Annotated in this window: 20 protein-coding genes; 5 read left to right on the top strand and 15 right to left on the bottom strand. The window is 71.6% G+C overall.

Annotated features, from left to right (window positions below; genetic code table 11):
- Positions 1-51: 51 nt before the first annotated feature.
- Together HNP84_RS04145 and HNP84_RS04140 are read right to left on the bottom strand one after the other, a co-directional pair.
- Positions 52-3,231 (bottom strand): AAA family ATPase, encoded by a 3,180-nt coding sequence (locus HNP84_RS04145; RefSeq protein ID WP_185047999.1) that lies wholly within the window; start codon positions 3,229-3,231, stop codon positions 52-54.
- The gene (locus HNP84_RS04140; RefSeq protein ID WP_185047998.1) at positions 3,228-3,920 is read right to left on the bottom strand and encodes a hypothetical protein; all 693 of its coding nucleotides are present in this window, start codon (positions 3,918-3,920) and stop codon (positions 3,228-3,230) included. The genes HNP84_RS04145 and HNP84_RS04140 overlap by 4 nt, the downstream gene beginning before the upstream one ends.
- 587 nt (positions 3,921-4,507) lie before the next feature.
- On the opposite strand from HNP84_RS04140, the gene HNP84_RS04135 reads away from it, so the two are divergent.
- Positions 4,508-4,891 carry a carboxymuconolactone decarboxylase family protein gene (locus HNP84_RS04135; protein WP_185047997.1) on the top strand — a complete coding sequence of 128 codons (384 nt, stop codon included), beginning with the start codon at positions 4,508-4,510 and terminating at the stop codon, positions 4,889-4,891.
- 17 nt (positions 4,892-4,908) lie between these two features.
- Complete coding sequence (locus HNP84_RS04130) at positions 4,909-5,667, top strand: SDR family NAD(P)-dependent oxidoreductase (protein ID WP_185047996.1); 759 nt, start codon at positions 4,909-4,911, stop codon at positions 5,665-5,667.
- Positions 5,668-5,685: 18 nt separating this feature from the next.
- On the opposite strand, the gene HNP84_RS04125 is transcribed toward HNP84_RS04130, so the two are convergent.
- Positions 5,686-6,936 (bottom strand): nucleotide sugar dehydrogenase, encoded by a 1,251-nt coding sequence (locus HNP84_RS04125; RefSeq protein WP_185047995.1) that lies wholly within the window; start codon positions 6,934-6,936, stop codon positions 5,686-5,688.
- 223 nt (positions 6,937-7,159) lie between these two features.
- The gene (locus HNP84_RS04120; protein WP_185047994.1) at positions 7,160-8,380 is read right to left on the bottom strand and encodes an ABC transporter ATP-binding protein; all 1,221 of its coding nucleotides are present in this window, start codon (positions 8,378-8,380) and stop codon (positions 7,160-7,162) included.
- Positions 8,381-8,557: 177 nt separating this feature from the next.
- On the opposite strand from HNP84_RS04120, the gene HNP84_RS04115 reads away from it, so the two are divergent.
- Positions 8,558-9,583 (top strand): LacI family DNA-binding transcriptional regulator, encoded by a 1,026-nt coding sequence (locus HNP84_RS04115; protein ID WP_185047993.1) that lies wholly within the window; start codon positions 8,558-8,560, stop codon positions 9,581-9,583.
- A 422-nt stretch (positions 9,584-10,005) separates the two neighbouring features.
- Positions 10,006-10,482 carry an aggregation-promoting factor C-terminal-like domain-containing protein gene (locus HNP84_RS55855; protein WP_312923673.1) on the top strand — a complete coding sequence of 159 codons (477 nt, stop codon included), beginning with the start codon at positions 10,006-10,008 and terminating at the stop codon, positions 10,480-10,482.
- A 111-nt stretch (positions 10,483-10,593) separates the two neighbouring features.
- Here the strand turns inward: HNP84_RS55855 and HNP84_RS04105 are convergent, their stop codons facing one another.
- Positions 10,594-11,241 carry a TetR/AcrR family transcriptional regulator gene (locus HNP84_RS04105; RefSeq protein WP_185047991.1) on the bottom strand — a complete coding sequence of 216 codons (648 nt, stop codon included), beginning with the start codon at positions 11,239-11,241 and terminating at the stop codon, positions 10,594-10,596.
- Between the two features lie 98 nt (positions 11,242-11,339).
- On the opposite strand from HNP84_RS04105, the gene HNP84_RS04100 reads away from it, so the two are divergent.
- Positions 11,340-12,458 (top strand): ferritin-like domain-containing protein, encoded by a 1,119-nt coding sequence (locus tag HNP84_RS04100; protein ID WP_185047990.1) that lies wholly within the window; start codon positions 11,340-11,342, stop codon positions 12,456-12,458.
- Between the two features lie 38 nt (positions 12,459-12,496).
- Here the strand turns inward: HNP84_RS04100 and HNP84_RS04095 are convergent, their stop codons facing one another.
- The 10 genes from HNP84_RS04095 to HNP84_RS04050 form a co-directional block, all read right to left on the bottom strand.
- Entirely contained in the window at positions 12,497-12,823 is a 327-nt protein-coding gene (locus HNP84_RS04095) for a DUF202 domain-containing protein (RefSeq protein WP_185047989.1), read from the bottom strand.
- 3 nt (positions 12,824-12,826) lie between these two features.
- Positions 12,827-13,186, bottom strand: a complete 360-nt coding sequence (locus HNP84_RS04090; protein WP_246517800.1) for a YidH family protein — start codon at positions 13,184-13,186, stop codon at positions 12,827-12,829.
- A 110-nt stretch (positions 13,187-13,296) separates the two neighbouring features.
- Positions 13,297-13,704 carry a DUF8711 family protein gene (locus HNP84_RS04085; RefSeq protein WP_185047988.1) on the bottom strand — a complete coding sequence of 136 codons (408 nt, stop codon included), beginning with the start codon at positions 13,702-13,704 and terminating at the stop codon, positions 13,297-13,299.
- Between the two features lie 229 nt (positions 13,705-13,933).
- On the bottom strand, positions 13,934-14,329 hold the full coding sequence (locus HNP84_RS04080) for a DUF8711 family protein (protein WP_185047987.1): 396 nt from the start codon (positions 14,327-14,329) through the stop codon (positions 13,934-13,936).
- A 58-nt stretch (positions 14,330-14,387) separates the two neighbouring features.
- A complete protein-coding gene (locus tag HNP84_RS04075; protein ID WP_185047986.1) occupies positions 14,388-15,686 on the bottom strand; it encodes an ABC transporter substrate-binding protein in 1,299 nt (432 codons plus the stop codon).
- Positions 15,687-15,719: 33 nt separating this feature from the next.
- Positions 15,720-16,901, bottom strand: a complete 1,182-nt coding sequence (locus HNP84_RS04070; protein WP_185047985.1) for a branched-chain amino acid ABC transporter permease — start codon at positions 16,899-16,901, stop codon at positions 15,720-15,722.
- Complete coding sequence (locus tag HNP84_RS04065) at positions 16,898-17,785, bottom strand: branched-chain amino acid ABC transporter permease (RefSeq protein WP_185047984.1); 888 nt, start codon at positions 17,783-17,785, stop codon at positions 16,898-16,900. The genes HNP84_RS04070 and HNP84_RS04065 overlap by 4 nt, the downstream gene beginning before the upstream one ends.
- Positions 17,782-19,659 carry an AMP-dependent synthetase/ligase gene (locus HNP84_RS04060; protein WP_185047983.1) on the bottom strand — a complete coding sequence of 626 codons (1,878 nt, stop codon included), beginning with the start codon at positions 19,657-19,659 and terminating at the stop codon, positions 17,782-17,784. Before HNP84_RS04060 ends, HNP84_RS04065 begins: the two co-directional genes overlap by 4 nt.
- Positions 19,656-20,438: an ABC transporter ATP-binding protein gene (locus HNP84_RS04055; protein ID WP_312923661.1), complete on the bottom strand. Its 783-nt coding sequence runs from the start codon at positions 20,436-20,438 to the stop codon at positions 19,656-19,658. The genes HNP84_RS04060 and HNP84_RS04055 overlap by 4 nt, the downstream gene beginning before the upstream one ends.
- Positions 20,435-21,220 carry an ABC transporter ATP-binding protein gene (locus tag HNP84_RS04050; RefSeq protein WP_185047981.1) on the bottom strand — a complete coding sequence of 262 codons (786 nt, stop codon included), beginning with the start codon at positions 21,218-21,220 and terminating at the stop codon, positions 20,435-20,437. The genes HNP84_RS04055 and HNP84_RS04050 overlap by 4 nt, the downstream gene beginning before the upstream one ends.
- Positions 21,221-21,469 lie beyond the last annotated feature (249 nt).

Below are 21,469 nucleotides of genomic sequence, written 5' to 3'. Positions count from 1 at the left end.
AAGAGGGTCGGGCCGATCTCCGCCGTCGGAAAGGCCCAATTCCGGCGGGTGTCAGCGGGAAGGCGATCCCGGCGGCGTGGCCGGCCCGCCGTGGCCGGGCGGCTGGGTGCCGTCGTAGCCGAGCAGGCGCATCGCCACGTCGGGGTCCATCGCCGCGGCCAGCAACTGGGCGCGTTCTATGGCCTGGTCGCGCGCCCGTACGGCGCGGGCCCGCTCGGCCGCCGCCCCGCGCACGATCGAGATCACGATCGCCACGCCGACCACGACCGACACCACGATCACCAGCAGCAGCGCGAGCATGCCCAGCGGCGGGCCATCCAGGCCCCCCGCCGCGCCGGGCGAGGTGAAGACGTAGGTGCCGAGCAGGGTGAAGGCCACCAGCGCGACGATGCTGGCCAGCACCACCCACAGCACCCTGGCGCCGTGCTTGCGCGGCGCGGGCTCGGGCGTCGGCGCCAGGACCTCGCCGGGCAGCACGGGCGGCACGGGGGAGCCCCGCTCGCCCGCCCAGGGGACGAACTCCGGCTGGGTGGAGGAGGGGGTGCCGATGCCCGGGACGGCGGGGGCGCCGTTACGCGCCGCCTCTCCCCCGGCCGGGGGCGCCGCGGAGACGCCGGGCAGCGTGACGGACGCGCCGGTCGTGGACACGCCGTTGCCCAGCGGGGCGGAGGTCGCCGGCGGCGGGGCCACGAAGGCGGGTTGCCCGGTGGGCGGGGCGAGCACGACCGCCTGGCCGGACCCGCTCCAGCCCGAGGAGTCGCCGAGGGCGCCGCCGATGCCGGGCGTTCCGGGCGGGATGGTGCCGTGCACGGCGATCCCGGCCGGTTCGAGCGCGCCCACGAGCACGGAACGCTCGGGCAGCGCCCGGCTCACCCGGTCGTGCTCGCGATGGGCCCGCACGGCCTCCTCGTGGTACTCCTCGATCTCGGCGAAGAAGTCGTCGTCGTCGTAGATCGAGCCGTCCACGACCGTGCCCCGGCTGCCCTCGATGACCGCCACGACGTCGTCGCCGTTGAGGGTCTTGTGCGTCTCCAGCGCGTGCGCGAGGCACAGCACCTCGCGCCGGTTCTCGCGGAGCAGCTCCTCGGTCTTCTCCAGCAGCCGGACGAGGTTGTACTCGATGCGCTCGCCGAGCGCGTCGGGCCGGAAGTCGTCACGGTTGCGGCTGGTCGGATCGCCCAGGAACCCGGTGCCGCCGCCGCTGCCGCCCGGCCGGCCCAGCGCCTTGCCGCCGTTGATCGACAGCTCCTGCAGCGCGGGCAGCGAGGTGATGCCGCTGCCCATGCCCCAGTACGCCTCCATCAGCGCGGTCAGGTACGTCGCCGAGTGCAGGTCGCCGGACACGCCGGAGGAGTTGTCGTCGCCGAAGAACATCCGCTCGCCCGCGAGCGAGGCGAGGGAGACCATGATGTCGGCCTCGTGCTCGGACTTCCAGCGGGTGAACTGGTCCTCGGGCTTGATGCTGCTGACCATGCCGAGGTAGTCGGCGCCCTTCTCGATCGTGGCGATGTCGATCTCCAGATGGAACCTGGTCCGGTAGGCGACGACCGCGTGGCACGCCTCGTGCACGGCCACGGCGTGGCGCTCGCGCTCGATGTACTCGACGTCCTCGGGCGGGCCGAGCTGCTTGAGCCGCTTGGCCTTCATGACGTCCTGCCAGGTGATCACCTCGCGGCCCTCGCGGATCGCGATGATCAGCGACTCGTTCACCAGGTCCTTGATCGTGGCGCCGGTCGCGTACGGGGTGATCGTGGCGAGCTTGTCGATGTGCTCGTCGGTCAGCTCGTGCCGCACCTTGTCGAAGTAGCCCTGGTAGGTGCGGATGCGCCCGGCCTTGGACGGGTAGCCGACCTTGTAGATGCGGTCGATGCGACCCGGCCGCAGCAGCGCCTCGTCCAGCGCGTCGGGCATGTTGGTGGCCATCATGACGAGGATGCGGTACTTCGGCGGCGGCTTGGGCTGCATGCCGAACAGCCTGCGGACGTACCGGTTGATCAGGCCGCGCGGCTTCTTCAGGCCGGACAGCTCGGTGAGCAGCGCCTGGAGCGTGCCCGGGTCGCCGCCGCCGCCCATCATGTTGCCGCCCATGAAGAAGCGGTTCTTCTGCCCGGGCTCCTCCGCGCCGCCGTGGGCGGCGCCGGCGGTGAGCAGCGACTGGGTCTCGGGGCTGAGGTAGCCGAAGCCGTGGCAGCCGGCGTGCTGGAAGGCGGGCGAGGCGCCGAACCCGCGGCCCGTGCCGGAGGGGCCCTGCTGGGCCAGCCGGCCGCGGCGGCCGAGGGAGTCGGCCTCGTCGAAGAAGACGATCACGCCGCCGTAGCGCAGCGCGAGCTTGCGCAGCTTGCGGAACAGCGACTTGACCTTCAGGATGCCGATGCCCATGAACATGTTCACGAACGCGCCGGGATCGACGAAGACGTACGGCTTGCCGGTCTCGCCCGCGACGGCCTCGGCCATCAGGGTCTTGCCGGTGCCGGGAGGGCCCCACAGCAGCAGGCCGCTGGGCACGTAGCCGCCCTTGGCCTCGATCTCGTCGGGCTTCTCCAGGAAGACGATGTTCTCCTTGACCCGCTCGACCACGTGGTCCTGCCCCCACACGTCGGTGAAGCGGGTCTTGATGTCGTCGGGGTAGTAGGTCTCGACGCCGCCGCGCGACAGCAGCCAGAACAGGCCGATGAACTGGAAGGCGATGAAGAAGAACGCGAAGGCGAGCTGCAGGGCGTACGGGAGGGCCTGCCAGAGCAGGGCGGGCGCCTGGAACAGCGCCTCGAACGGCGAGGTGTCCAGCACCTCGCCCATGATCAGCGCCGCGATGGCGATGAAGAACAGCCACTTGAGCACCCGGGCCAGGCGGAAGCGGCTCCAGTCGCTGAAGCGGCGGCGGGTGTAGCGTTCGAAGCCGCCGAAGACGCGCTGGGTCCAGAACTGGTGGTAGCCGGCGGAGCTCTCGCTGATCCTGAAGTGGATCTGCCGGACGATCTCCAGCCCGAGGAGCACGAAGATCCAGGGTGCGTTGTTCGCCACCTGGAACATCGCGTCCTGGATCGTCATGATCGGCTCGTAGGAGACGACCTCGTACCAGACGAGCACGGCGTAGATGAGGACCAGCAGCAACGTGAACTTGATCCGGTCCCACATCGGCATCCGCTTGCGGGTCTTCGGATGGGGATCGGTGGGCCCGGTGCCCGGGGCACGCAGTCCTTCGAACTCCGCCGGGGCGGCTTGTCTGATCATCCTATCTGCCCCTTCACCGTGAAGGACTTGGCGATGACGTCGAACTCCTCGGCGCGCTTCTTGTAGCACTGGGCCGAGCAGCGCAGGAGCATCACGTGCACGGTGGTGCCGTCCTGGCCGAGGTAGGCGGTCTGGTCGAAGGTCTGCACCGGGCCCCCGCCCACGCGGTAGTTGTAGATGACCCGGACCCCGCGGATGCCGTCGCGCTGCGGCAGCACCTCGTCGGCGAGGAGCTCGAAGCCCTTGAAGGGGATGCCGGGGGTCTCCTCCAGTTGCTTGCGGGTCTCGTCGGGGACCGCCACCGGGATGCCCACGGCGTTGCGGAGGGTGTCGAGCGACGCCTGGTTGCTCTCCTCGGGCAGCAGCTTCTGCACCTTCGCGAAGACGAACGGCTCGTCCTCCGCGCCGCCGAGGAGATGGGTGGGCTCCGGCCGTTCGTGGGCGTCGTACGCGACCGTCCAGGAGAGCTGGTTCTCAAGCTGGGCGGTGGCCGAGCTCTGATCGCCGAAGACGGTGGTGTCGAGAGCCTGCTGATCGACCTTCCGCCAGCTCGACGGGATCTTGAAGTAGGTGTTGCCGTCATCGTCGCGCACGTACGTGAACTGCGACCCACCACAGCCGGACAGGGCCACCGTCACCATGACAGCGGTCAGGACCGCCACGGCGAGACGCGCCCGCGATCGTTCCACTGGGGCTGTACCTCCGCTTTGCGGGTTGACGAGGTAGTTGTGCCCGTTTTTTGAGTATGACTCCCACAAAGCGGGAGGCACATCCTGGAAATCTAGACCAAATCTTGGCGGGATCTTGGCTTGATTTGTTACAGAGTCTTCACCAGGGTCGCTCACGCTTGTTGAAGCGTCAACATCCCGCGTTCGCCGGGCGAAACCGCCGTGCGTCCGGCTCGCGCCGCGGCCGGGCGCGGACACCGGCCGCCGATCGCACCAGCATAAGCACGGAGGTCCGGATTTCGGACCCCCCGATTCCGCCTCCCCGCCAGGGTCACGCGCCGGCGACCGGGCGTGGCAACGCGGATGCAACCCCCGCTATGTGATCTTTGAGGCGGACGCCGTGTGCGTCCCGCACGGCCCGCCGGCGCTGCGGCGGCACGTGCCGGGGGTTCCCGGTGCGCGAATCCCGCCCCGCCGCCGCCGGATCTGGCGAAGGATGAAGGGAGTCAGAACGCCACTCCCGTCGATGTCCTTCGACCAGCGGCCACGGACGGAGCTCCCATGCGGACCACACGAGGTTCCTCACCCCCATCCACACGAGGTTTCACATGAGCGAGAGCGCGAGAGGCACGGCTCCCGAGCGCCGCGCGCGCGGATTGGAGATCATGGAGTCGGTCTACGGCCGGGACCACGTCGGTGATGGCCCCGGCGACTTCTTCGGAAGGACCGTCGAGCATCTGTTCACGGAGATCTGGTCACGCGAGGCGCTCAGCGTCCGCGAGCGCCGCCTGCTGCTGATCGGCCTGCTGGTCGGCCAGCGCGAGGACGACGCACTCGGCCCGCAGCTCGACGTCGCGCTGCGCACCGGCCAGCTCACCCCAGACGAGCTCCGCGAGGTGGTCATCTTCCTGGCCTACTACACCGGCTGGGCGCGCGGAGCCCGGCTCAACACGCAGGTGGAGGACGTGATCGCCGAAGTGCTCAGCGACTGATCCGTTACGCTGCCCCCATGCCCACCGCACTGATCACCGGCGCCACCGCCGGCATCGGGGCCGCCTTCGCCCGAAGGCTGGCCGCCGACGGTTTCTCGCTGGTCCTCGTCGCCCGCGACGAGCCCCGTCTCGCTCAGGCCGCCGAGCGGCTGCGGCTGCGCTACGGCGTGGCCGCCGAGGTCCTGCCCGCCGACGTGGGCGAGGACAAGGGGGTGGCCGCGGTCGAGGAACGGCTGCGCGAGGGTGTGGACCTGCTGGTGAACAACGCGGGGTTCGGCCATCGGGGCGCGTTCCTGGAGGTGCCCGCCGCCGACGAGGTGCGCATGCTGCGCGTGCACTGCGAGGCCGTGCTGCGCCTGACGCTCGCCGCGCTGCCCGGCATGGCCGCGCGCGGGCGCGGCGCGGTGATCAACGTCTCGTCGGTGGCGGCGTTCTTCCCGCGCAACAACTACAGCGCCACCAAGGCATGGGTGCTCAACTTCAGCGAGTCGGCCGCGGCGCAGATGGCCGGGACCGGGGTACGCGTCATGGCGCTGTGCCCCGGTTTCACCCATACCGAGTTCCACGAGCGGGCCGCGATCGACTCCTCGCAGATCCCGCGCAGGCTCTGGCTCGACGCCGACCGGGTGGTGCGCGACGCCATGCGCGACCTGGCGCTGGGCAAGCGGGTCAGCGTGCCCGCGCTGCGCTATAAGGCCATCGCGGTGGCGAGCAGGCTCGTGCCGCGCAACCTGGCGGGCAACCTGTCCGTACGGGTCGGGGGCCGCCCCCGCTGACGGCCCCGCCAGGGGCGGCTACAGCCGCTCGACGTTGTGTCCCTGGCAGCGGTCGTGGGCGTCGAAGACGTACGCCGCGTGCTGTCCGACCATGGTGTAGTCGAAGCAGTCGTGGTCGGTCAGCACGGCCACGGCGTCGGCCCCGGCGACCTCCTCCTGGGTCAGCCGCACCAGGTCGATGTAGTCCGGCACCCGTTCCTGGTCCACGTGCGGGTCCACGGCGCGTACGTGCGCGCCCAGCGCGTGCAGCTCCGCCGCGACCCGCAGCGCCGCCGACTCGCGCAGGTGGCCGCTGTTGCGCTTGTAGGCCAGGCCGAGCACCAGCACCCGGCTGCCCCGCAGCGGCAGCCGCCGGTGGTTCAGGCCGCGGGTGATCCGCCCGACGACGTGCTCGGGCATGTGCGCGTTGATGGCGTCGGCCAGCTCGGTCAGCCGGGAGCCGCGCCCGGCGCCGCGGTGCGGCGGCCACAGCGGCTCCACACCGGGTCGCTCCCCGCCCACGCCGGGCCCCGGCGTGAACCGCATGTGCCCGAACGGCTTGGTGGCGGCGGCCTCGATGGCCTCGCGCACGTCAACGCCCAGCTCGGGGCCGAGCATCGCCATCTCGTTGACCAGGGCGATGTTGACGTGCCTGAAGGTGACCTCCAGCAGCTTGGCCAGCTCGGCGACCCTGGTGGTGGAGACGGGCACGGTGCGCTCGACCAGCGTGGAGTAGAACCGGTCCACCCTGGCCAGCGCCGCGTCGTCCAGCCCGGAGACGATCTTGGGGATGGTCTCCAGCCGCCAGCACGGGTTGCCCGGGTCGATCCGCTCCGGGCTGTAGCCGAGGTGGAAGTCGCCGGGCGCGCGCAGCCCGCTGCCCTCCTCCAGCAGCTCGCGCAGCAGCTCGTCGGTGGTGCCCGGATAGGCGGGCGACTCCAGGATCACGGTCGCGCCGGGCCGCAGGTAGGGCGCCACCGCGTACGCCGCGTCGGCCACCGCGCTCGGGTCGGGCGCGCCGCCGCGCAGCGGCGCGGGCACGGTGATCACGCAGATGTCGAAGTCGGCGGCCTCGGCCATGTCGGCGCCGGCGGAGTAACGCCCGCAGCCCAGCACCGCGGCGAGCCGCGCGTCCGTCACGTCCTCGATGTACGAGCGGCCGGCCAGCAGCCGCTCGACCCGCTGCGCGTCGATGTCGACGCCCACCACGAGGTAGCCGGCCTCGGCAGCGCGCACCGCGAGCGGCAGCCCGGCGTGCCCCTGGCCGATCACGACAATCTTCTCTGCCACGCTCGAAGACTGTATTGACGGCGAACGCGGACAGCCCAGGAGGGCACGGCCCGGCTTCGTCCAACTCCCGGCAAAGATCCCGCATCCGGCATGGCGTGGGCGGAGAGGAAGGCCCTCGCCGTGGGAGGGGGTCACAGCGAGGGCCTCGCCCGGTACGCCCGTCGGGCGGGCGTGGCTCACCAGGCGGCCGGGCGCGGATCACGCCCGGCCGCGGGCAGGACCGCTAGCGGCCGATGTTGGCCTCGTGGCCGATCGCGAGGCCCGAGGTCGGGTCGAAGAAGTGCAGGTTGTGCGTGTCGACGACCAGGTCGATGTTCTGGCCGGTGCGCACGTGGCTGCGGGCGTTGACCCGGGCGGTCCACAGGGACTTGTCGCCCGACAGCGGCAGGGTGGCCTCGTCCTCGTCGTTGTCCTGAGCGGCCACGGTGTCCTTGTGCTCGACCGGCGGGGCGTCGATCAGGAACAGGACGTTGATCTCCGAGCCCAGCTCCTCGGTGACCTCCGCGCGGACGGGGAGGGTGGCCCAGCCGGCGCCGTGGCCGTCGGCCGCGGCGCGGGAGTCCTCGAAGTCGGAGGGACGGATGCCGAGGATGACCTTCTTGCCGAGGTACTGGTCCAGGCCCGGCTTCTCGGCGAAGGTCGAGTCGGGCACCGGCAGCTTGTAGCCCGCGAAGTGGATCGCGGCGCCGCCGTCGGCGCGCTCCAGGCCGGCGGTGACGAAGTTCATCGACGGCGAGCCCATGAACCCGGCCACGAACAGGTTGACCGGCTTGTCGAACAGGTTCTGCGGGGTGTCCACCTGCTGCAGGATGCCCTCGCGGAGCACGCAGACCCGGTTGCCCAGGGTCATGGCCTCGACCTGGTCGTGGGTGACGTAGACCGTGGTGACGCCCAGGCGCTCGTGCATCTGGTTCAGCGAGGCGCGCATCGAGACGCGCAGCTTGGCGTCGAGGTTGGACAGCGGCTCGTCCATGAGGAACGCCTGCGGCTCGCGGACGATCGCGCGGCCCATCGCGACACGCTGGCGCTGACCACCGGAGAGGGCGGCCGGCTTGCGCTTGAGGTACTGCTCCAGGCCGAGCATCTTGGCGGCCTCGGCCACGCGCTTCTGGATCTCCGGCTTGGGCATCTTGCGGAGCTTGAGGCCGAAGGCGAGGTTCTCCTCGACCGTCATGTGGGGGTAGAGCGCGTAGTTCTGGAACACCATCGCGATGTCGCGGTCCTTGGGCGGCAGGTGGTTGACGACCTTGCCGCCGATGGCGATCTCGCCACCGCTGATGTCCTCCAGGCCGGCGATCATACGCAGCGCGGTGGACTTGCCGCACCCGGACGGCCCGACCAGCACCATGAACTCCCCGTCCTTGATCTCAAGGTTCAGGTTGTTCACGGCCTTCACGCCACCGGCGTAGATCTTGTCTACATTGCTCAGAACGATGGATGCCATGAGAGTCCTTCGCGCACGCGGGCGATCGCCCGCTATTTGCCGGAAATCACCACGGTGTGGATACGTTTTCATGAATCTCACCCGATCGAGACATGCGTGTCAAGACCCCGTAGGTCACGAGTCCGCACGGGCATCGGCGGGTGGCCGCAAGCTGGAAAACATGATGGAATCGTTTCCATGAGGGCGCGTACCACGATCAAGGACGTGGCGGAGGCGGCCGGCGTCGGCGTCGCCACGGTCTCCCGCGTGCTGTCGGGCGGCTCGGCCAGCCCGCAGACCCGCGAACGGGTGCTGGCCGCCGCGGCGCAGCTCGACTACCGGCCCAGCGCCCTGGGGCGCAACCTGCGCCGGCAGCGCACCGGCGGCATCGGGCTGCTCGTGCCCGACATCACCGACCCCTTCTACGCCCGGGTCGCCGACGGCGTGCTCGCCTGCGCCCGCGCGGCCGGCGAGCCGGTGATCATGGGCGCGACCGGCGACGACCCCGAGAGCGAGTCGGAGGTCATCGGCATGCTGCTGGAGCAGGGCGTGGACCGGGTGGTGGCGGTGCCGTCGGGGGCGACGGAGCCGTGGGCCCCCGCCGTACGCGCCGGGCTGACCGTGGTGTTCGCCGCGCGGCACGCGGTCGGCTTCGACGACATCCCGGCCGTGATGGCCGACGAGCGCTCGGGCATCCGCACCGCGGTGGAGTACCTCGTGGGCCTCGGCCACCGGCGCATCGCGCACCTCGGCGGGCACGGCCAGGGCCAGCGCACCGCCGCCTTCCGCGACACGCTGACCGCGCTCGGCCTGCCGGTGGACGAGGAGCTGATCGTGTTCGGCCGCCCGGCCCGCGACTCCGCGTACGCGGCGGCGTCCGGGCTGTTCCAGAACCGCCCCGACCTGACCGCCGTGATCGCCGGGAGCAACCTGCTCGGCGAGGCCGCGGTGCTGGCCGCGCACGAGCTGGACCTGCGCGTGCCCCGCGACGTGTCGCTGATCATGTTCGACGACGTGCCCTGGGCCGAGCTGTGCGCCCCTCCCCTGACCGTGATCGCCCCGCCCGCGCGCGACATCGGCTACCGCGCCGCCGAACTGGTGCTGCGCACCCCGCCGGGGCGCGGCAGGGGCGGCCGGTCCCGGCCGGTCAAGATGCCGACCGAGCTGATCGTGCGCGGCAGTTGCGGCCCCGGCCGGCAGCGCGGCGCCACACGCCGGAGCTGACGCCCGGACGGCCGCGCGGGCCGGGGGCCGCGGGTGACGGCGCCGGGCGAGTCTCCGCCGCGGGGAAACGGCGTGCCATGCCGCGCCATGCCCGGCCCGCTCCCGGCAAACGGAGCGCCCGGGGGCCGTCCGCAATGCCCGCCACCCGGGCAAACACCTTTCCTGCGCGTGTCGCGGGTATACGCCCCGAGACGGGGCGCCGTATTTCAATCCGCCTTAGGAACCGATCGCGGCGCCCGGCCGGGACGCTTCATGCGTACAGGGCCGGTCCGGGCCACGCGGACCCTCCGCGCACGAGCCACGCGCGCGGGGCGGCGGCGCGCCCCGGCACCTCGCGGTGACCGGCGGCGCCATCCGCACGCGACCCGACGAATAGGAGCGATTTGGACGGCTGCCGCGCACTGCGCCACTCCATAGCAACCATGATCACCGCAACCGCGCTGACCGGCGCCGGCGGGGCGGTCGCCCTGGCCGGGACGGGCCCCGAGCGGGCCGGACGCTGGGAGCCGGCCCTCTCCGGCGGCCCCCTGCCGGAGGTGTACCAAGCCACCTGGACCCCCGCCGCCAAGCGGCGGAAGGTGAAGGTGAGGAACGACAAGACCAGGAACAAGGCGATCGCGCTCAGCTTCGTCGTGCAGCGGGCGTGGACGATGCGCCAGTTCCGCTGCCTGGACAGCCTGTGGACGCGTGAGAGCAACTGGAACCACCGGGCGGTCAACGACTCCTCGGGGGCGTACGGCATCCCGCAGGCCCTGCCCGCCGGCAAGATGGCCGGGGCCGGGTACGACTGGCGGTCCAACCCCGTCACCCAGATCCGCTGGGGCCTGGACTACATCAAGGTCAGGTACGGCTCGCCGTGCGGCGCGTGGGGGCACTTCCGCGCGCACAACTGGTACTGAGACGCGCACAACTGGTACTGAGAAAGGCTCGGGCCCGCGCCGGGGAGCGCTCAGGGGAAGGACGCGCTCCCCGGGCGGCCCCGGGCGACGGCCTTCCGGATGACGCACCCCTCAGGTGGCCGCGCCGGGACGGCGCGGCAACGCCTGGATCGCCTGGACCAGGATCTCCAGCCCGAACTCGAACTCCTCCTCCGCGTCGCAGTCGCGCAGCGTGTCGTACAGGGACGCGACCACCGGGAACAGGGCCGGGTCGATGTCGGCCACGCGCGGGAGAATGCTGCCGACCGGCGCGAACGTCGGGGTGACGCCGACCTCGCGCAGCAGCGAGCCGACGATGTATGCGATGAACAGGCGCAGCACCCGCACCGCGTCGCGCGCGTCGAACCCGGCCTCGCGCAGGGTGGACAGGGCCCGCTCGACCGGCAGCAGGCCGGCGGGAGAGGTGAGCTGCCTGCTGACCACCACCATGGTGCAGCGCGGGTAGTGGTGGGCGATCTGGCGGAACGCCCGCGCCTGCGTCCGGACCCGGTCGGTCCAGTGGGCGTCGGGGTCGTCGGTGAACTCGATCTCGGACAGGATCGCCTCAGCCACGCCGTCGAGCAGGGCGGCCTTGCTGGGCACGTGGTTGTACAGCGACATCGCGCCGACGCCCAGGTCCGCCGCGATCCTGCGCATGGACACGGCGTCGGCGCCCTCGCGTTCGATCAGGTCGATGGCGGCGCGTACGATCCGCGCCCGGGACAGCGGCTCCGGGGTCATGCCGGTATTCTCCCCCCTCGCATTGACGCACGTACACCGTACGTGCCACGCTCGGGGGGCGACGTACAGCGTACGTAGAGGTATGGAGGTCCCCCCCGATGACGACCCACGACCTGTACACGATCCCCGCCGAGCTGTCCACGTGGGACGTGGACATGGCCGGATCGGCCCGCTTCACCTGGGAGTACGACGAGGGCAGGGACCGCATGCTGGCCCTGTACCAAAAGGGCAAGGACAAGCAGTGGGACTCCACCAAGCGCATCGACTGGGACATCGAGGTCGATCCGTACGACGTGCTCGGCCTGCCCGACCAGTTCCTCGCCATCCACGACACCCCGCTGTGGCACCGGATGGACGAGCGGACCCGCAAGGAGGTGCGCAGGCACACCGCGTCCTGGCAGTTCTCCCAGTTCCTGCACGGCGAGCAGGGCGCGATGATCTGCTCGGCCCGGATCGTGGAGTCGGTGCCCGACCTGGACGCCAAGTTCTACGCCGCGACCCAGACCATGGACGAGGCGCGGCACGCCGAGACGTACGCCCGGTTCCTCCAGGAGAAGGTGGGCCTGGCCTACCCGATCAACCCGCACCTGAAGTCGCTGCTGGACAGCACGCTCAGCGACTCGCGCTGGGACATGCCCTACCTCGGCATGCAGGTGCTGATCGAGGGCCTGGCGCTGGCCGCCTTCGGCGTCTTGCGCGACATCACCTCCAAGCCGCTGCCCAAGCAGATCCTCGCGTACGTGATGCAGGACGAGGCGCGGCACGTCGCGTTCGGCCGCATGGCGCTGCGCGACCACTACAGGCAGCTCAGCGAGGCCGAGCTGCGCGAGCGCGAGGACTTCGTGATCGAGGGCTGCTACCTCATGCGCGACCGGCTGCGCGGCAGGGAGCAGTGGGAGAACCTGGGCCTGTCCCCCGCGGAGGTCGATGAGGCCATGACGGCGGTGGACGAGTCGGAGTACCTGCGGCTGTTCCGCTCGCTGCTGTTCAGCCGGATCGTGCCGTGCGTGAAGGACATCGGCCTGTGGAGCGAGCGGCTGCGGAACGCGTACGCCGACATGGGCGTGCTGGAGATGGCCGGGCAGAACCTCGAGGCGCTGATGCGGCAGGACGAGGAGATCGCCGACAAGATCGACGCCGAGCGCTTCGCCACCGAGGAGGCCGAACGCGCCGCCGAGGTGGCCGAGACGATCGCGCTGGGCGAGACCGCGTCCTGAACCCGGAAAACCGTGGAATCGCACGCGCTGGACGGTGGTCAGGCGGTGAGCACCACGACCGCGGCCCCGGCCACCACGGCCAGCGTGCCCAGCCAGGCCACCAGCGCGTCGGCCCGGTCGTCCAGCGGGCGCCCCTCGTGCAGCGCGCGCTGCACCTTGAGGAAGCGGGCGTGCGTACGCGCCAGCAGCACGCCGCCGCACAGGGCGGCGACGACGAAGGCGGCCACGGCCGGCGGGCTCGCCCCCGAGCGCACCCCCAGCCCGGCGGCGCCCAGCCCGCCCGCGGCGAGCGCGGTCGCGGTGCGGACCCAGGCCAGCCGGGTGCGCTCGCTCTGCAGGCCCGGGTCCCACGGTTCCGGCGACACGGCTCAGATCGCGGTGAGGATCAGGATCAGGGCGAGCACCGCGACGGCGGCGACGCCGTAACCGAACACCGCCGCCAGCCGGGGCGGCGGCAGCGGGGCGTCGCGGCGCAGCGCCTGCTGGATGCGCCGCCACCGCGGGTACGCCATGCCGGCCGCGACCGCGGCGAGCGCGACCAGCACGACCGCCATCGCGATGCGCAGCCAGTCGAGGAACACCCCGGACGACACCGCGGCCATGGCCACCCCGCCCGCGCTGAGCGCCAGCGACGTGCTCAGCCAGGTCAGGAAGGTACGCTCGTTGGCCAGCGTGAACCGGGGGTCGGGCTCCTTCCCCTCACCGTCCATACGAACCGTGTCACCCATACGACCAGGCTATTTCCGCCCCTTTTCCCCTAGAGAACGCGGGATAGCGGCGTATCGGGGGTCTCGGGGGTAGCGGGGTGGCGTCAGGGGTATCGCGGCGTCCGCCCGGGTCACTGGCCGGCGCAGGAGGCGGTGATCACCTGAAGGTACTTGGCGGTGGTGCGCGCCGCCCGGTCGGCGGCCCGCTCGGGCTCCTCGGCCTCCAGATCCCGGTAGCTGACGGCCAGCCCTTCCAGGGCCTCGCGCAGCGTGCGGTCACCGGCCTGCTCGGCGGCCTCCTCCAGCCTGACCGCGGTGTCGTCGAGCGCCTTGGCCAGCTCGGCCGGGCGGGCCCGCAACCCCGGCAGGCTCTCGGCCAGCGCGGTCGCGGCGGCGATGCCGTCCTGGCACGCCTGCACCCGCACCACGGCCCCGCTGACCTCGGCGACCTCCGCACACCCGCCCGCGCCCACCCCGGCGGCCAGCACGACGACGACCGCCGCCAGCCGCCCCCGCACTCTCTCCGCCAGGGCCGGCACGAGAGCCGCCCCCCGCCCGATCAGCCGGCGCGGCCGACCGGCCGGAGGCGACGGGGAGGGCGGGTCAACGGCCCGCCGTCCCGGACGCCCGCCCGGACCATGCGGGCGGGCCGGTCGGACCGGCCGGTCGGCCGGAGGTGGGGGCGACGGCGGCACGGCGATCACGTGGCGCGCCGCGCGGCCCGGCCGATCAGGGCGGCCGGGCTCGGGTGGTGCGGGCGACGGCACGCTAGCTGCACGCCGCCTGGATGTCGGAGAGGTACTTGGCGGTGTCGGTGGCGGCCTGCTGGGCGCTGTCGATCGCGCTGTTGACGTCGCTGACGTCGAGCTTCTGGTAGGCGTCGGCCAGGCCCTGCAGGGCCTCCTGCAAGGTGGTGTCGCCGGCCTTGGCCGCGGTCTCCTCCAGCTTGGCGGCGCCTTCGTCGAGGGCCTTGCCCAGCTCCTCGGGGTTCTGCGCCAGGCCGGCGAACTTGCTGCTCACCTCGCCGACGACCTTGGTGGCCTCCAGACACGCCTGGGCCTTGTCCAGGGTGTTGGAGACCTCCTGAACCTCGCTGCACGCGGTCAGGCCGCCGATAAGGGCGGCGGCGGACAACGTCACTGCCAGTCGCGGGAGGAGTCGCATGCCTGGAACCCTACCCAAGCCGGGCCCCTCCCGCGCGATCCACGGCCGAGCCGGGCGGTCACAACTTCTCGTAGCAGGGGCCGTCCATGGTGTAGGACTGGGCGGTCGGGCCGGTGTAGAAGCCCTTGACCTCGGTCACGCCGGTCGGCGCGGCGTCGTCGGGCTTGTTGATCACGGTCTGCCTGAAGGTCGCGGCGTTCGGGTCGCCCGCGTAGTTGCCCGCCTCTGGCGGCAGCATGCCCTCGTAGTCCACGGTGGTCAGCGACTTGACCGCGGCCAGCAGGCCCTTCCTGCTGATGTCGCCGCCCGCGACCATCTTCTCCAGCGCGGCCTTCAGCGGGTAGGACCAGGCCCAGCCGGAGGTGTAGCCGTCGTTGGGCTCCACATCGCCCAGGGCCTCGCGCATCGCCCGGTGCCCGGGGGTGTCGGCGCCCCACGCGCGGCCGGGGGCCGACTGCTCGTACAGGGCCTTCAGCGCGGGCGCGGCCGGGCTGTCCAGCAGGGCGGGGTTCCAGGTGGGGCCGGTGCCGATGAAGCGGCCCGAGAACTTCGCCGCGGCGGCCTGACCGACGATCGCGGCGGCGTCGGCGGGGCCGGTGGTCAGGATGACCAGGTCCGGCTTGTTCTTGGTGATCTCGGTGATGGCCCGGCCCTGCTCGGTGGCGCCCTGCGGGGTCTCGACCGCGGTGAACTCCAGCCCGTTGCGCTCGGCGGCCACCTTGGCCCCGGCCGCGGCGTCGGCGCCGTAGTCACCGGCGTAGTGCACGGCCATGACCGACTTGGGCTTGTAGGTCTCCACGGCGTAGTCCACCGCGTTCATCGACTCGATGCAGTAGTTGGCGCCGGTCTCGACGATGACGTCCTCGAACTCCCAGCCCGAGGTCCACGACGCGGGCGCGGCGACGACGCTGTTGGCCTTGAGGTCGTTGATGATCGCGGCGGTGGTGGGCGAGCCGAGCGTCTGGGCCAGCCCGAGCACGTTGTTCTTGATCTCCTGATAGACCTGGTTGTGCACCTCGGGGTTGTACTTGTTGTCGCGCACGTACGCCTGCACGTCCACCTCGTACTTGCCGCCGATGCCGCCGGCCCGGTTCACCCGCTGCCAGAACGCCTTCTGCGCGTTGGTGATCGGCACGGCCTGCGCCGCGAACGGGCCCTGCGTCAGGTCGGAGACCGTGCCGAGGTAGATGCAGCCCTTGTTCTTGTCCACCGCCAGCGGGCACGGCTCCCGGGTGACGCCCGTCGTCACGGCGCCCCTGCTGTCCTCGTCGTCCCCCCGGATGACGCCGCACGCGGACAGAAGGGGAGCCGCACCCACCAGCAGTGCGGTCAGCAGCGCGAGGTGGCTCCTCTTCATCGCGGATTCCTTTCCAGTCGGCGGCCCGGCCCTTCAGTAGGAGAAGGGCCAGCTCTTCCAGTAGTTGCGTACGCGGATCCAGACGCCGAACAGGCCGCGCGGCTCGAAGACCAGGAACAGCACGATGAGCAGGCCGTACAGCACGGTCTCGACCTGGAACACGTTGGGCGTCTGGGTGGTGTCGGCGCTGATGACGGGCACCAGCGCGGGCAGCTCCCGGGTCAGGCGCGGCAGCAGCGTGATGAACAGCGCGCCCGCGATCGAGCCGGAGATCGTCGCGACGCCGCCGATCAGCACCATCGCGATGAACTGCACCGACATGAGCAGGTTGAACGAGCCCGGGTCGAAGAACCCGGTGACGGTGTACAGCAGCGCGCCCGCGCATCCGGCGTAGAAGGAGGAGATCGCGAAGGCGAGCAGCTTGTAGCGGGTCAGGGGGACGCCGATCACCTCGGCGGCGATGTCGCGGTCGCGGATCGCGGCGAAGCCGCGCCCGATCCGGGAGCGGGCCAGGTTGCGGGCGGCCACCGCGAACACCACGAGCAGCACCAGCATCAGCAGGTAGAGCTGCTGCTCCTTGGAGCCCAGCGGCCCCGGCCGGTCCAGCCGCAGCCCGAACAGCTCCACCACCGCGGCCGGCCGGCCCACCCCGGGGCCGCCGGTGAGCTGGTCCCACTCCTTGAAGATGTGCTCGCCGAGGAAGACCAGGCCCAGGGTGACGATCGCGAGGTACAGGCCGCGCAGCCGGGTGGCCAGCGGCGCCACGATCACCCCCGCCAGCGCCGCGGCCAGCCCGGCGGCGGGCAGCCAGACCAGGATGCTGGTCACGCCCAGGCCGAGCACCCTGCCGTCGGGGTCGCCGGAGATCGCCGCCCCGGTGTAGGCGCCGATCGCCAGGAAGAAGGCGTGGCCGAGCGAGACCTGCCCGGCGTACCCGGTGACGATGTTCAGGCCGATGGCGCCGATGGCCACGACGTACGCCATGGCCAGCAGCGACAGCATGTCGTCCACGAGCACCTGCGAGGCGAGCAGCGCGGCCAGGACGATCCCGTAGAACCAGATCTTCTTCGCCCGGGTGTCCAGCAGCGCCATGTCCTGGGCGTAGGAGGTGTAGAGCAGGGGGCGCCCACCGGGCCGCCGGGCGCGGCGGCGGGCGGCGGCGGGGCGTCCGGCCGCCTCCGGGCGGGCCGTCTCGGGCGGGGCTCCGGTGCTCATACCCGCTCCACCTCCCGGGTGCCGAACAGCCCGTACGGCCGCACGAGCAGGACCAGCAGCATCACGACGTACGGCGTGACGATCGCGAAGTTCTGCCCCAGCCACGGCGCGAGGTCGCTCTGGTAGGACTGGACCAGCGACTCCACCACCCCGACGATCAGCCCGCCCGCGACCGCGCCGCCGAGGGAGTCCAGGCCGCCGACGATGATCGCGGGCAGCGCCTTGAGCGCGATGATCCAGGTGAGCTGGTCCACGCCCTGGCCGGTGCCGACGAAGGTGCCCGCGATGGCGGCCAGCCCGCCCGCGAACGCCCACGACAGCGCGAACACCGTGCCCACCGACACGCCCTGCGCCAGCGCGGTCTCCTGGTCCAGGGCGGCGGCCCGCATCGCCAGCCCGTAGCGGGTGTAGCGGAAGAACGCGAACAGCAGGCCGACCAGCAGCGCGGCGGCGGCCAGCATGGCGAGCCAGCGCTGCTGCACGGCCAGCCCGCCGATCTCGACCAGCGACAGCCCCCACGGGTCGCCGACCTGGCGCACGTCCAGGCCGATGAAGCCGTTGACCACCACCCGCACCACGACGTCGATGCCCAGCGTGATGATCGCCACCACGAAGACCGGGCGGCCGACCATGGGCCGGATCGCGACCCGCTCGATGCCCAGCGCGACCGCGGCCACCAGCAGGGCCGCCAGCACCATCGCCAGGTAGAAGCCGGTCACCTCGGCCAGGTAGCTGACCGCGACCGCGCCGCCGATCATGAACGACGGCTGGGCGAAGCTGATCACCCTGGTCGCCTTGTAGACGATCACGAAGCCGAGCGCGAGCAGCGCGTACACCGACCCGTTGCCCAGCCCCCGGATGAGCGACTCCAGGAGTGCCTTCACGTGCGGTACATCCCTTCGACCAGGTCCTCGAAGAGGTTCGCTATCGCCCCGCGCCTGACCTTCTGGGTGGCGGTCAGCTCGCCGTCCTCGTGGTCGAGCTCCTTGGGCAGGAACGCGAACCTCTTGATCTGCTCGACGCGGGCGAACCGCGCGTTCACCGCGGTCACCACGCCCTGCACCAGCTCCCGCACCTCGGGTTTCTCCGACAGGTCGCGGTAGGTCGTGTACGGCAGGCCGCGCCGCCGCGCCCACTCCCCCACCGTGTCCTGCTCGATGCCGATCAGCGCGGTGAGGTACGGCCGCCGGTCGCCCACGACCACGGCCTCCTTGATGTACGGCGACGCCTTCAGCGCGTTCTCGATCTCGCTCGGCGCGACGTTCTTGCCGCCGGCCGTGATGATGATGTCCTTCATCCGGTCGGTGATCTTCAGGTGCCGCATCGGCTCCTCGCCGGGGCGGCGGGGCGGGGTCTCCACCCACTCGCCGACGTCCCCGGTGTGCAGCCAGCCGTCCTCGTCGAGCACGTCGGCGGTGGCGCGCGGGTCGCGCCAGTAGCCGGCGAAGTTGCCCGGGTGCCGGGTCAGGATCTCGCCGGTGGCCTCGTCCAGCCGCACCTCGACGCCGGGGTGCGGCTCGCCGACCGTGCCGAGCACCACGCGCCCGGGGCGGTTGCCGGTGGCGATGGCGGTGTTCTCGGTCATGCCGTACAGCTCGTGCATCGGCACGCCGATGCCCATGAAGAACTTCAGCACGTCCGGGGCGATCGGGGCCGCGCCGGAGGCGGCGTACCTGACGCGGCGCATGCCCAGCCGCTCGCGCAGCGCCCGGTAGCACATCACCCAGCCGACGGCGTACACCAGGCGGGTCAGCGGGGTGTGGTTGCCGTGGTTGCGGACCAGCGCGTCGCCGATCCGGTCGGCCACGCGCAGCCAGAAGCGGGTCAGCGCCCGCTTGGCCGGGGTCGCCGAGCCGACCCGGATCTCCACCGAGGCCAGCACCTTCTCCCAGATGCGCGGCACCCCGAACAGGATCGTGGGCTGCACCTCGCGCAGGTTGGCCTGCACGGTGTCGATGGACTCGGCGAAGTTCACCTGAACCCCGGCCGCCGCGTTGTACCAGACGGTGAAGGCCCGCTCGGCGACGTGGCACAGCGGCAGGTACGACAGCGACAGGTCGCGCTCGGAGGGCGGCGGCGAGGTGAACCCGCCGCCCAGGACCAGCCGCTCGACGGCGTACTCGATGTTGGCCACGGTCAGGATCGCGCCCTTGGGCGGGCCGGTGGTGCCGGAGGTGTAGATCAGCGTCATCGGGTCGTCCGGCCGGGCGGCGGCCATGCGCTCGGCGACCGCCTCGGGGTGTGCCCGCGCGTGCTCGGCGCCGAGCGCGAGGAAGTCCGGCCAGGCCATCAGGCGCGGGTCGGAGTACCGCCCGCGTACGCCGCGCGGCTCGACGTAGACGACGCGCTCCAGCGCCGGGCACTCGTCCGCGACCGCCAGCGCCTTGTCCACCTGCTCCTGGTCCTCCGCTACCAGCACCTTCGCCCCGGAGTGCCCCAGCAGGTACGCCACCTCCGGCGCCGGGTTCGTCGGGTACAGCCCGACCGTGATCCCGCGCACGGCCACGGTGCCCAGGTCGCAGTACAGCCACTCGCGCCGGTTCTCCATGTGCACCGCCACCCGGTCGCCCGGCTCGACCCCGAGCGCGAGCAGCGCGGCGGCGACCAGCGTGACCTGCTCCCAGTACTCCGCCCAGGTCACCTCGCGCCAGATGCCGAGCTCCTTCTCCCGCATCGCGACCCCGTCCGGGGTGGCGGCGGCCCGGTCCCGGACCCGGGTCACGATGGTCGTGGTGGTGGTCCTGATGGCCGTGCTCATGAGGAGCCCCCCAGGTAGGCTTCGATGACCTTGGGGTCGCGCTGGACCTCGGCGGGGGTGCCGAGCGCGACCCGGCGGCCGAAGTCCAGCACCAGCACCCTGTCGGCCAGGTCCATGACCAGGCCCATGTCGTGATCGACCAGCACGATCGGGATGCCCAGCTCGTCGCGGATGTCCAGCACGTAGCGGGCGGTGTCCTCGGTCTCCTCCAGGTTCATCCCGGCCACGGGCTCGTCCAGGAGCAGCAGCCGGGGCTCCATGGCCAGCGCCCGGCCCAGCTCCACCCGCTTCTGCACGCCGTACGGCAGCAGGCGGACGGGGTGGCGGCGCCAGGCGGCGAGTTCGAGGAAGTCGATGATGTCCTCCACCGCCGCCCTGGCGGCGAGCTCCTGCCGCCGGGCCCGGCCGAGCCAGGCCAGCGCGGCGAGGGCGCCGTAGCGGAAGTGGTGGTGGCGGCCGAGCATCAGGTTGTCCAGCACGGTCAGGTTGTGGAACAGCTCGACGTTCTGGAACGTGCGGGCCAGGCCCATGGCGGCGATCTCGTGCGGCCTGCGGGACAGGATGTCCTCGCCGAGGAAGCGCACCCGCCCGCGCTGGGGCCGGTAGACGCCCGACAGCACGTTGAAGACGGAGGTCTTGCCGGCGCCGTTGGGCCCGATCACCGCGAACAGCTCGGCCGGGCGCACGTCGAAGGACACCCCGTCGATGGCCGTGACGCCCGCGAACGCCAGCCCGACGTCCTCGACCTCCAGGACCGGCGTCCCGCCGTCGCCGGTCACGACAGCCACCTCTTGCGCCGCCTGTAGTGCTTGACCGCGCGGAAGGACCTGGCCGCGCCCTCCGCGCCGAGCCCGAGGTAGAACTCCCTGATGTCCTCATCCGACAGCAGGTCGGCGGCCGGCTTGTCCATGACGACCTTCCCGGTCTCCATCACGTAGCCGTGCGCGGCGATGGACAGCGCCATCGTCGCGTTCTGCTCCACGAGCAGGACCGTGGTGCCCTGCGCGTTGATCTCCACGACGAGGTCGCGGATCTGCCCGACCAGCGCGGGTGCCAGGCCCAGGCTGGGCTCGTCCAGCAGCAGGAACCTGGGCCCGGCCATCAGCGCCCTGCCGACGGCGAGCATCTGCTGCTCCCCGCCGGACAGGTAGCCGGCGATCCCCTTGCGCCGCTCCTTCAGCAGCGGGAACAGGCCGTAGACGCGGTCCAGGTTGGCGGCCAGGTCGCGGGGGGCGGTGTGCGCGCCGACCCTCAGGTTCTCCTCGACGGTCAGCTCGCCCAGGATGCGGCGCCCCTCCATGACCTGGCTGACGCCGCGGCGCACGATCTGGGCCGGGCGCAGGTGGTGCACGGGCTCGCCGTCCACCGTGACCGAGCCCTTGGTCACCTCTCCGTCGTGCACGCCGAGCAGGCCGGAGATCGCGCGGAGCAGCGTGGTCTTGCCGGCGCCGTTCGCGCCGAGCAGGGCGACGATGGAGCCCGCCGGCACGCGCAGGCTGACCCCGCGCAACACGAGCATCACGTCGTCGTAGACGACCTCAAGGTTGCGGACCTCCAGCATGGAGGGCTCCCAGGGGCTCGGTAATGTGGCCTATGTCACTCCCCGATGTAGCTCAGAGTCCTCCTCACCCCGACCCTGATCAAGGGCGGGGCACGAGTGGTCACCAAATTGGAATGTTGCTCTAGAAGTACGATCGTGAGGTGGCATGGCATGCCACCGAGACGCGTCACCGAGACGCGCCGCTCAGGCATGCCACCGAGACGTGCCACGAAGGCGTGTCACGGATGCCTCGTGCCAGTGAGGGGGAGA

It is taken from the genome of Thermocatellispora tengchongensis (assembly GCF_014202315.1).
In the GTDB taxonomy this organism is placed as follows: domain Bacteria; phylum Actinomycetota; class Actinomycetes; order Streptosporangiales; family Streptosporangiaceae; genus Thermocatellispora; species Thermocatellispora tengchongensis.
This window is presented reverse-complemented; position numbering and strand designations above follow the sequence as displayed.